Genomic DNA, 11,080 nt, shown 5'->3' with positions numbered 1-11,080 from the left:
CATGTATGGGCTCCTTAGTAAAAGTTTGAACACTTATTACGTTACTTCTGATGGAAGTGGGAGTCCATACATCTGTTGACCTTTGCGGATTAAAATTGCAGCAGTGTGTTTGGTATTTAGGCAAGGCAGAGCCTATGTGGTGTGGTTATTCCCCATAAATAGGCGATAACGTAGCATCAATGCCAAATATGCGCTGCCCGAAGGGTTCTGCCTAGGGGCGATTAACTCTTTGTTGCTCGGTTTTTACTTAGCCCACTAGGTTACAAACCTCACGCCGTGATTAAATCGCCCCTAGTTTGAACAAACTTTAATCCGCAAAGGTCAACAGACCCTAGAGTAATAATCAATAAAATCATTAATTAACAAAAGCTTATGTTATTTTGTGTTTGATTCGGGTTACATGCACTTTTTAAATATAAAACGTATAAATTGGCAAAACGAATTTTGACTTTATACTGCTGGCCCACTAAGTTATTTACTTATGTCGAGTGTTTAACAGTATTGTTATAGCTGTATTTTAGGTTAATAAAAAGGGAGCTGTTTGGCTGGCTTTTGACTTTGCGACCTGTGCAGGGGAGCCTTGAGCAACAATTTGTCCGCCATGATCACCCGCACTGGGGCCCATGTCGATAACCCAATCGCTATTACTGGCAACCTGCATATCATGTTCGACCATAATAACGGTATTACCTGCATCTACAAGCTTATTTAATTGCACCATCAGCATTGCTATATCAGCTGGATGCAGGCCGGTAGTAGGCTCATCAAGTACATAAAGAGTATCACCGCGTTGTATGCGCTGTAATTCGGTTGCAAGTTTAATACGCTGGGCTTCGCCGCCAGATAACTCGGTTGCTGGCTGGCCGAGGCGTAAATATCCTAGGCCTACTTGTAACAAAGTGTCCAAAGCTCGCGATATTTGTGGTTCATCTATAAAAAATTGATGTGCAGATTCAACCGTTAAATCGAGTACTTGAGCAATGTTTTTATCGCGATAATACACTTCAAGTGTTTGCTCGTTATAACGCTGGCCTTGGCATACTTGGCACGGTGAATAAACACTTGGCAAAAATAACAGCTCAACACTAACAAACCCCACACCCTCACAATTAGCACAGCGGCCTTTTTTAACGTTGAACGAAAAGCGGCCCATATCGTAGCGTCGAGCTTTAGACTTGTTAGTGGATGCAAATAATTTGCGGACGTGATCAAATAAGCCAGTATAGGTGGCGAGGTTTGATCTGGGTGTACGCCCGATTGCCTTTTGGTCTACATTTACTAGACGTTTTACGTGCTGCATGCCATCTGTAATTTGCCCGCCAGTGGGAATTTCTAGTTCTTGCTCTAATAACTCGGCTTCGTCAGTTGGGCTCTCTAAAGTAGCTTTTTGTCCTAACGCATCATAGACCAGATCTACTAAAGCTTGACTAATGAGGCTTGATTTACCCGAACCAGAAACGCCGGTAACGGTTGTCATTACGCCCAATGGAAATTCAACATCTAATTTTTGTAAGTTATTACGCTCAATTGCTGCGAGCTTTAGCCAGGCTTGAGGTTGTCTGCAAGTGTGTTTGGTTATCGCGTCTGCAGTAAATAAAAATCGAGCGGTATGAGATTTAGCAACGCCTTGTAAACCACTAATAGGGCCGCTGTAAATCACTTCACCGCCATGCGTACCAGCATCTGGACCAACATCAACAATCCAATCGGCATGTTTAATCACGTTAACATCGTGTTCTACAACAAATACAGAGTTACCAGCTGCAATGAGTTGATCAAGCGCCCCAAGCAATGCTTGGGTATCTGCTGGATGTAGTCCTGCCGAGGGTTCATCTAAAACATAAACCACACCAAACAGTTGTGAACGAATTTGGGTTGCTAGTCGTAAACGTTGCAGTTCGCCTGCAGATAAAGTAGGTGTGGTACGTTGCAACGACAGATACCCTAAGCCAAGCGTTGTGAGTGCCTCTACTCGGGCCAAAATGTCGCTGGCAATTCGCTGAGCTACAATTGCTTTTTCTCTATTGGGCGCATTTTGGGTTGGCTTTATGTTAGCAATATCACGTAATCGCAGTGCTAGCTCTGTTAGTGTTAATTGCGATAACTCACCAATATCAAGGCCTGTAAACTTGACCGACAAGGATTGCTGTTTTAATTTTTTACCTTTGCAATCAGGGCATTCCGAAATTTGCATAAACTGTGATACACGTTTTTTAGTTCGCGGGCTTTGCGTGGTAGCAAAAGAGTGCAAAATAAAACGTTTAGCACTTGAGTATGTACCCATGTAACTCGGCTTCTCATTTTTTTCAATGGCGTTGCGAGTTTGCTCTTTGCTATATTGCGGATAAACAGGTACAACGGGAGTTTCGTCGGTAAATAGAATCCAATCGCGGGTTTTTTTAGGGAGTAATTTCCATGGTGTATCAATGTCATAACCAAGAGATACAAGTATACGGCTGAGGTTTTGTCCTTGCCACGCAGGTGGCCATGCAGCTATGGCGCGCTCGCGAATTGTTTTTGTATCATCAGGTACAAGTAACTTTTCAGTTACTGCAAACACTCGGCCAATACCATGACACAAGGTGCAGGCACCTTGTGGGGTGTTAGGTGAAAAGGCGTCGGCGTAGAGTATATTTTGACCGCTAGGGTAGTCGCCTGCACGAGAGTAGAGCATTCGCAGGGTATTAGAAATAGTAGTTACACTTCCCACAGATGAGCGAACCGATGGGGTGCCTCGTTGTTGTTGCAGTGCTACTGCAGGAGGTAGGCCGTTTATGTCATCTACATCGGGCTCATCTACTTGGTCAATTAATCTTCGCGCGTAAGGCGATACTGAATCGAGATAGCGGCGTTGTGACTCGGCAAACAAGGTGCCAAAAGCAAGAGATGATTTTCCAGAACCCGATATACCAGTAAAAACGATGAGTGTATTGCGGGGTAAGTCTACATCAACATTTTTTAAATTGTGAACCCGCGCGCCTCGGACCTGAATACAGTGCTCAGGTGCATTGGAAATGCTGTGTGTTTGCTGTTGAGGCGTGTGGTTGACAGACTGTGTTGCGTTTTTGCTGGTACTGCTCATAAAATTGCTGCTCCGGATTATATCGTGCTTTTCAATTTTTGATTTAGTTTGGCGTTGTTAGTCTAGCTTGTTTACCTTAACGTACCTGCATTTATACTTCAAACCTGCATTTTAGTTTATCTAGTTTGTATTATTACTTTATCGACAAATCGTATTTTAAAATAAGGGTATCTATATAGCGGGTTCTAAGTGTGTGTTGCTTTTCGTGATCGGCACCATGGCTCAAAGCTCGGTTTAGTAATTTTATAGCGGGGTGCAGTTTTGCACGCTCATCTTGATCTAACCCCGCTTTACTGCGTAATTCGGTTATGTCATCAACCACCAGGCGGCCTATATCAACAGCCACTATTTCGTCTATTAAGCCATTTTGAGTAAGCACGCCATATTTGCTGCATAAAAATTGCTGCCATACTTGTTGTACATGCTCTTCTATTTCGCAACCAAATAGTTCTTCGTTAAATTCAAACCCTTGCTGAGCAAGTTTAGTTAAGCTGGCGGTATATTGCCGGGCAAAGTAATTAAATGCCTGGCTGGATGAATCAATTTTTTGTTTTATTAGCCCTTGCCCCCAGTTTACACAACCTCGCGGGTAATAATCGTCGTACTCTTCGCATTCGTATAAACCCGAATATGAGCTACAACTTAGTTGGTTTTTAATACAATAACTAGGCTTAGGAAATACACTTTGCTGTTGCCAATGCTCAAGCTTATCTGCATCAATATTGAGTGCCTGGCATAGCTCGTCGGTATGATAAAAATGGGTTGTTAAGTACTGAGATAAACGCATAAAAGCTCGCCTAATATTAAAAATACAAACACTGTTTATATATACAGCTGTTCATTTTGTATTATCAAACTTAATATTACAAGCCATTTTATTACAAAATATGCGTTTACAGCTGCAAAAGCACACATAAATATGGTACAAATAGCGCAAGTTTTATAAAGAATGATTTTTTATGCGCAGCCTAGAACAAATTAAACAAGCAAGTCTTATTACAGCAATTAAAACACCTTATTTATCGAGTGGCGAAATTGACCTTGCAACATACGATCGCCTTGTCGAGTTACAAATAGCAGCTGGGGTTGATGGTATCGTTGTGGGCGGCACTACCGGCGAAGGCCAGTTAATGAACTGGGAAGAGCACTTAATGCTCATAGCCCATAGCGTAAATAAGTTTAGCAGTAAGCTAGTAATTGTAGGCAACACGGGCAGTAATAATACCCGAGAAGCGATTAAAGCCACTAAATATGGTTTTGCCAGTGGTATGGATGCTGCGTTGCAAATTAACCCTTATTATGGGCGCACCTCTATTGCAGGTGTAAAAGAGCATTTAAAGCGTGTTCTTGATATTGGCCCTGCATTTATTTACAACGTAGCGGGGCGTACAGGGCAAGATTTAACGCCTGATATTATTGAACCACTAGCAAAGCACGAGCATTTTATTGGTGTTAAAGAGTGTGGTGGTAACGAACGTATAGCTCATTATGAGAAGCAAGGCATAGCGTGTTGGTCGGGTAATGATGATGAAAGCCACGATGCTCGTCATACTCATGGCGCACATGGGGTTATTTCGGTCAGCTCTAATCTTATGCCAGAATTGTTTCGCCAGTTAATGGACGCGCCAAATGCTGCGCTAAATACGTCATTACAACCATTAATAAATTGGTTGTTTTGCGAGCCAAACCCAATTGCGATTAATACTGCACTTATGATGACTGAGGCAGTTAAACCGGTATTTAGATTACCATATTTACCCCTTAACGACGCGCAGCAACAGCAAGGTGAAAAGTTGATTAATCAGCTAAGCGCAAGTGATGTTGTTGGTGGCCATGCTCGCTGCATAAATGAACAAGAATTCTTTTTAATATCATAGAATTATTAGCCAGCGCTGAATGAAAATTCAGCGCTGGCTTTTTTTATTGTTTATTTTACTTTTTTTGTTAAAAAATGTAAGATCCTGCGTCCTATCATTAACTAAATATGTATATTTGTGAAATTTGTTGTTGAACAACTCGCTACATGGATCCAGCCAGAACAGCGACAAATAGAAAGCGATCATTGGTATGATAACTCGCCTATAACGCTTGATTGGGTTGCACCTATGCAACGCCGGCGTATGACTCGTTTTAGCAAAATGGTATTACACAGTGCTCAGCAAGTAAGTAGCGCTGATCAGTATACTAATTTATCGGCGGTGTTCTCATCGCGCCACGGGGACTTTCATAAAACAGCCAATTTATTAGTTGATATAGTTAATCAGCAACCATTATCGCCCACAGGTTTTGGCCTGAGTGTGCATAATGCCGCAGCCGGACTTTTTAGTATTATAAAAAGTAATACCTGTGCAATGAATGCTATTGCAGCAGGGGCTGAGAGTTTTATGTGTGCAATTGTAGAGGCCTACATTCGCCTTGTTGATAGCAATGAGCCGTACATGTTAGTAGTCCATAGCGATGAAATCCTCCCCGATATATATAACCAATTTGCTGACGAGCTACAAATTACTCATTCCATTGCTATGATAGTGCGCCTTGCTCAAGCAAATGAGCCGTGCTTTAGTTTAAATAAAGTACTTAACCCTGCTGCAAAAAATAGTAACTTACCAATGAGCCTGCAAGGTGCTAAAGCCCTACACGATAAAAAAAGTGCGATATTAACCCACACTACATTGGCTCATCATTGGCAACTTACCTACCATGATTAAACACATTATAAAAATAACAGGGCTTTGTTGGCGTGTGCTTGCAACCGGTGTTTGTTTTAGCGTGTTTGGCATAGGTGGTTTAGTACTGACATTAGTGGTTTTTCCGCTGCAAAACGTATTAGAAGCAGATGTAAACACCCGTAAAAACAGAGCAAGAGCGACAGTACATTACTGTTTTAAATTTTTTGTTGGATTAATGCATTACACAGGCGTTATTCGTTTTAATATTAAAGACAAAACCCAGCTTGCTAATTTAAACGGAAAATTAGTACTTGCCAATCACCCCTCTTTAATTGATGTGGTTGTGCTTATATCTGTGATTAAAAATGCAGATTGCGTAGTAAAAGCCCATTTATTTAAAAACCCCTTTATGCGCGGTGTAATTAAAAGTACTGGTTATATAAGTAACGAAGATCCAGAAGGTTTATTACGTGAATGTGAGCGCAGTATAAGCAAAGGAAATAACTTAATAGTTTTTCCTGAAGGCACACGTTCACAGCCCCATACTGCACTTAAGTTTAAACGAGGAGCGGCCAATATAGCACTTAGATGTAATGTGCCAATCGCTACAGTATTAATAAAAATGCAGCCTAATACCTTAACCAAGGGTACACCTTGGTATAAAGTAGCGCCTTATCAAGCGCACTTTAGCTTGCAGCTGGCCAGCAAGCAGTTTAACAGTAACCTGCCTTATGTTAGTGACACACCCGCTATACAATCTCGGCATTTAACTAACAGCTTACAACATTATTTTACAGAAGAACTGAGCAATTTATGACTGAATTAAAAGTACAAATTAAACAATTAATTATATCCAGCCTTGATCTAGAAGATATGACAACTGCAGACATTGCTGATGATGAAGCATTATTTGTTGATGGTTTAGGGCTCGATAGCATAGATGCACTAGAACTTGGTTTGGCAATAAAAAAACAATTTGATGTGAAAATAGATGCCAATTCAGAGCAAACAAAAGCGCACTTTGCCTCGGTGAATTCTTTAGCACACTTTATAGAACAAGCACGTTCTTAAATTATAAAAATATATAGGAATAACAATGAAAACCGCTGCTGAAATTTATGATGTATTACACGGCATTTTAGAAAACGATTTTGAGATAGACCCAGCCGACATAAACCTAGACGCCAACTTATATCAAGACCTTGATTTAGACAGCATTGACGCTGTTGACTTGGTAGTAAAACTAAGAGAAATCACCGGTAAAAAAATTGATCCTGATGCATTTAAGCAAGTACGTACTGTGCAAAATGTAGTTAGCGAAATAGAAAAGCTCGTTAACTAAATAAATGCTTAAAGCCTTGTTAACCACCCTTATTATGCTTTGTTTGGCCTGCTACCCAGTTATTGTGTATGTGGGCCTGACGCAGTTTAATAGCCAACTGCTATCGATCGTATTATTATTTTTGCTTGCACTACGCTTGTGGTTAAGCAAAGCATTATTTGACAAAATGCCGTGGTTAAAGCCAGCGACATTTTTAGCTGTGATAGCAATCGTATTGTCAAAAGTGTTCGACAGTGATGTGGGTTTACGTTTATACCCGGTGATTATTAACACTGTGATGTTGCTCGTGTTTAGCTACTCACTTTATAAAGGGCCATCAATAATAGAAACCTTTGCCCGCATCACTGAGCCTGAGCTCGATGAGCAAGGTGTGCAATACACTAAAAAAGTAACTCAGTTGTGGTGCGTTTTTTTTATAGTTAATGGTGGTATTGCCTTATATACCAGCCTGTTTGCTAGTTTGGCAGTGTGGGCTTTTTATAATGGTGTGATTGCTTATGTAGCTATGGGCGTGTTGTTTGCCTTAGAGTGGCTAGTCAGGCTAAAAGTAAAAAGGAAAGCGCGTGTTTAGTACCTTTCAAAGTAAAGTATTTCAAAGTAATAATGTTAGTGTGTGCTTTAATCATGAAAATAAGGCAGTGACACAACGCCAGTTTGTTAGCGATGTTAATCGGCTATTAGCTAAGTATTCACCGGCCACAGCGCCCACATCTGTGGTGTTATATAGCACTAACACTTATAAGTTTGCGGTGAGTTTAATGGCACTCACCTTGCGCGGTTGCACGGTTATACTGCCACCTAATGGTCAACCCGAAACACTCAAAGCCTTACTACAGCAAACGCCTTTTTTTTTAGGTGACTCAGAGCTTGTTGAACCACTGGGTATTGACTTTATCAATATAGAAAACTTGCCTGAACAGCCTGGCTTTTTTCCTTTAGCACAACTTGTTTGGCCCAAAGAAGGGAACTTGGTGTTTTACACCTCGGGATCAACAGGTAAAGCTAAGCCAATTGTAAAGTCGTGGCAAACAATTAACAAAGAGCTGAGCATTTTATCAAGCAGTTATGCGTTAAAATGTATGCCAATGTTTATTGCTAGCGTATCGCATCAGCATATTTACGGGCTGCTATTTAGGTTGTTATGGCCACTTAGTACCGGACATGTCGTTGATACCGATTTACTGCACTACCCAGAGCATATAGCCGCCAAGCTCAAGGGCGCTAAACAAGTGGTGTTAATTTCTAGCCCCGCACAGCTAAAACGATTACGCGCAGACAACGTATTAATTGAACAAAAATCTCACTTACAATGGATATTTTCATCTGGTGGGCCGCTGGCAAACGAAGATGCAGTATCGCTATTCAGTCAGTTAAATAAACCAATAACACAAGTGTTTGGCAGTACCGAAACCGGTGGTATAGCGTATCGACAAGTTACCTCGCTTGAAAACGTGAGCTCGTGGCAGCCGTTTTCAGGTATAAAAATGAGTGTTGGCACAAACGATAGACTCCTTTTAAATTCACCGTTAGTGAACCACAAAGATTACCCGCTTGACGATAGAGGTTTGGTGCTTAAAAGTGGTCAATTTAAACTGCTTGGTCGATTAGACCGAATCATAAAATTAGAAGAAAAACGCCTCAGTTTGGATGAACTAGAACACCACCTAGCAAGCAGTGAGTGGGTAAACGACGTTAAAGTAATTGTATTACCTGGGGCAAGGCAAGTAATAGGTGCGGTAGTTGTGCTTAGCCAGCAAGGGGTAAAACATTTACAAAGTGAAAGTAAATTAGCCACTAATAAGCTTTTAAAAGAGCATGCACTAACGCGTTTTGAGCGCATTTGTACGCCTAAAAAGTGGCGTTTTATAGAGCAGTTACCTTATAACAGCCAAGCTAAATTAAACTTAAAAGCATTGGAGCACCTTTTTGACAAAGTTGATTAAAACGCAGCCGCAACTACTTAAATGTGAGCAAACCGAGCAAGGTTATCAATTAAGTTTATTTGTGCCCAAGGATTTAGATTACTTTAATGGCCATTTTAAAGACGGCCCTATTTTAGCAGGCGTAGTGCAGCTAGATTGGGCGGTTGCTGCAATTTGTAAGCAGTATAATATTCAATTAGCGGTAAAGAATGTCGAAGTGCTAAAGTTTCAGGTGGTGATTACGCCGGGCCTTACTATGGTATTAGCCATAGAGCAAAAAGCGCTTAATAAGTATGTGTTTTCTTATCGCTCGGCTAAGGGGCAACATGCGTCTGGGCGGATTGTTTTTGAAAGTGTTGCTTAAATGAATAAGTTTTGTATTGTGATTCCAAACTACAATCATACCTCAGTGATAGCGGCGGTATTAACCAGCCTAGCTGAATATAACTTACCAATTATTATGGTAGATGATGCAAGTAATGAGGCAGCTAAAGCAGTGTTTTCTGCACTTACACAGCAGCACCCGTTACTTACCATTGTTACCCATGAGCACAACCAAGGTAAAGGTGGGGCGGTACAAAGCGGTTTGCATTATGCGTATCAGCAAGGGTATTCCCATGCTATTCAAGTTGATGCCGACGGCCAACATAACTTGGCCGATTTAGCGCAGCTTTTGCGCCTGTCAAACGCCAATCCACAGGCATTAGTAAGCTGTTGCCCAATATACGACGCTTCAGTGCCTAAGCATCGCTATTTAGCACGGTACTTAACTCATGTGTGGGTATGGATTGAAACCCTTAGTTTTGAAATTGTTGACTCTATGTGTGGCTTTAGAGTGTATCCGCTGGGAGCCTGCGAAAAACTGTTAAAAGAAGTTAAGCTGGGCAAGCGGATGGACTTTGATCCTGAAATATTAGTGCGTTTATATTGGCGTAATGTGCCGTTTATATTTTTACCTAGCCAAGTGATCTATCCAGAGAATGGGCTTTCTCACTTTCAGCCATTGCACGACAACGTGCGTATATCTTGGCTACATACGCGATTATTTTTTGGTATGTTAGTGCGCTCGCCTTGGCTTATAGCACACAAATTAAAGAGACGTTATGGCCGTTAAACATTGGTCTAAAATGCAAGAGCGCGGTAATTATTTAGGCATTCAAACTCTGCTATTTACACATAAAATACTGGGTCGCAAAGGGCTGTGGCTAATTTTGTTTCCTGTGGTGGTGTATCTCTTTATTACTGGTAGGGTTGCCCGTGCTGCTTCAAAACAGTTTTTACAGCAAGTTAATTTGTACACCGGCACTGGGCAAAGCGTGACACTTAGACAGCAACTAAAGCACTTTTGTAGTTTTGCCGACAGCGCCTTTGATAAAATAGATGGTTGGCTTGGGCGTATTAGCTTAAGTGATATTGAATATACCAACGAGCATTTATTTAGCCAATTAAATGAGCAACGCCAAGGGGCTATTTTTATTGGCTCGCATTTGGGTAATTTAGAAGTGTGCCGAGCGCTTAGCCAACATCGCAGTGGCAAAGTTATTAACGTGCTGGTGTTTACTCACCATGCAGTTGAATTTAATAAAATGCTGAAGAAAATTAATCCCGACGTAGCGGTTAACTTAATTCAAGTAACTGACTTAGGCCCAGGTTTAGCTATTTTATTGAAAGAAAAAATTGAGCAAGGCGAAATTATTGTTATTGTTGGCGATCGCACCAGTACCACCACTGCCGCGCGCTCTGTACAAGTGCCTTTTTTAGACAAGCCAGCCCCGTTTTCTCAAGGACCTTTTATTTTAGCGGCATTACTTGATTGCCCAGTTTATTTTTTGTTTTGTTTAAAAGATCAACAAAGCAGTAAGTACCACGTAATATTTGAGCAATACAGCAACAGCTTAAAAATGCCACGCACCCAACGACAGGCAATTTTAAACCAAGTTATTACAGACTATGCGCAGCGTTTGGGTCACTATGCTGCGCAATATCCTTATCAATGGTTTAATTTTTACGATTTTTGGCAAAATGATCAGCAAGTCGCCCGCGATCAAGCAAAGGAGAAATAGAA

General features: G+C 41.1%; 12 protein-coding genes. 10 read left to right on the top strand and 2 right to left on the bottom strand.

All coding sequences use genetic code 11. The features are described 5' to 3' along the window. Positions 1-517: 517 nt before the first annotated feature. Both uvrA and HC000_RS02805 read right to left on the bottom strand, forming a co-directional pair. Positions 518-3,082: an excinuclease ABC subunit UvrA gene (uvrA, locus tag HC000_RS02810; RefSeq protein WP_179806915.1), complete on the bottom strand. Its 2,565-nt coding sequence runs from the start codon at positions 3,080-3,082 to the stop codon at positions 518-520. A 133-nt stretch (positions 3,083-3,215) separates the two neighbouring features. Continuing rightward, a complete protein-coding gene (locus tag HC000_RS02805) occupies positions 3,216-3,869 on the bottom strand; it encodes a DUF6058 family natural product biosynthesis protein (RefSeq protein ID WP_089369237.1) in 654 nt (217 codons plus the stop codon). A 172-nt stretch (positions 3,870-4,041) separates the two neighbouring features. Here HC000_RS02805 and dapA point away from each other — a divergent pair, with 172 nt between their 5' ends. The 10 genes from dapA to HC000_RS02755 all read left to right on the top strand — a co-directional run bounded on the left by dapA (position 4,042) and on the right by HC000_RS02755 (position 11,078). Further along, positions 4,042-4,959, top strand: coding sequence for a 4-hydroxy-tetrahydrodipicolinate synthase (gene dapA, locus HC000_RS02800; RefSeq protein ID WP_011330016.1), 918 nt, complete (start codon positions 4,042-4,044; stop codon positions 4,957-4,959). 117 nt (positions 4,960-5,076) lie between these two features. Beyond that, entirely contained in the window at positions 5,077-5,790 is a 714-nt protein-coding gene (locus HC000_RS02795; RefSeq protein ID WP_086995798.1) for a beta-ketoacyl synthase chain length factor, read from the top strand. After that, on the top strand, positions 5,783-6,568 hold the full coding sequence (locus tag HC000_RS02790; RefSeq protein WP_089369240.1) for a lysophospholipid acyltransferase family protein: 786 nt from the start codon (positions 5,783-5,785) through the stop codon (positions 6,566-6,568). The genes HC000_RS02795 and HC000_RS02790 overlap by 8 nt, the downstream gene beginning before the upstream one ends. Next, on the top strand, positions 6,565-6,822 hold the full coding sequence (locus tag HC000_RS02785) for a phosphopantetheine-binding protein (RefSeq protein ID WP_011330019.1): 258 nt from the start codon (positions 6,565-6,567) through the stop codon (positions 6,820-6,822). Before HC000_RS02790 ends, HC000_RS02785 begins: the two co-directional genes overlap by 4 nt. Positions 6,823-6,847: 25 nt before the next feature. Next, positions 6,848-7,093 carry an acyl carrier protein gene (locus HC000_RS02780; protein ID WP_011330020.1) on the top strand — a complete coding sequence of 82 codons (246 nt, stop codon included), beginning with the start codon at positions 6,848-6,850 and terminating at the stop codon, positions 7,091-7,093. Positions 7,094-7,097: 4 nt separating this feature from the next. Beyond that, the gene (locus HC000_RS02775; RefSeq protein WP_086995804.1) at positions 7,098-7,664 is read left to right on the top strand and encodes a hypothetical protein; all 567 of its coding nucleotides are present in this window, start codon (positions 7,098-7,100) and stop codon (positions 7,662-7,664) included. Next, on the top strand, positions 7,657-9,036 hold the full coding sequence (locus HC000_RS02770; protein ID WP_179806914.1) for an AMP-binding protein: 1,380 nt from the start codon (positions 7,657-7,659) through the stop codon (positions 9,034-9,036). Before HC000_RS02775 ends, HC000_RS02770 begins: the two co-directional genes overlap by 8 nt. Next, on the top strand, positions 9,020-9,379 hold the full coding sequence (locus HC000_RS02765; protein ID WP_086995810.1) for a thioester dehydrase: 360 nt from the start codon (positions 9,020-9,022) through the stop codon (positions 9,377-9,379). The genes HC000_RS02770 and HC000_RS02765 overlap by 17 nt, the downstream gene beginning before the upstream one ends. Continuing rightward, positions 9,380-10,129: a glycosyltransferase family 2 protein gene (locus tag HC000_RS02760; RefSeq protein WP_011330024.1), complete on the top strand. Its 750-nt coding sequence runs from the start codon at positions 9,380-9,382 to the stop codon at positions 10,127-10,129. After that, on the top strand, positions 10,119-11,078 hold the full coding sequence (locus HC000_RS02755) for an acyltransferase (RefSeq protein WP_179806913.1): 960 nt from the start codon (positions 10,119-10,121) through the stop codon (positions 11,076-11,078). Before HC000_RS02760 ends, HC000_RS02755 begins: the two co-directional genes overlap by 11 nt. The last annotated feature ends 2 nt before the right edge of the window (positions 11,079-11,080 follow it).

It is taken from the genome of Pseudoalteromonas sp. MIP2626 (genome assembly GCF_013414205.1).
Classification (GTDB): Bacteria; Pseudomonadota; Gammaproteobacteria; order Enterobacterales; family Alteromonadaceae; genus Pseudoalteromonas; species Pseudoalteromonas nigrifaciens.
The sequence above is the reverse complement of the archived record's forward strand: the minus strand, read 5'-3'. Positions and strand labels throughout refer to the sequence as shown.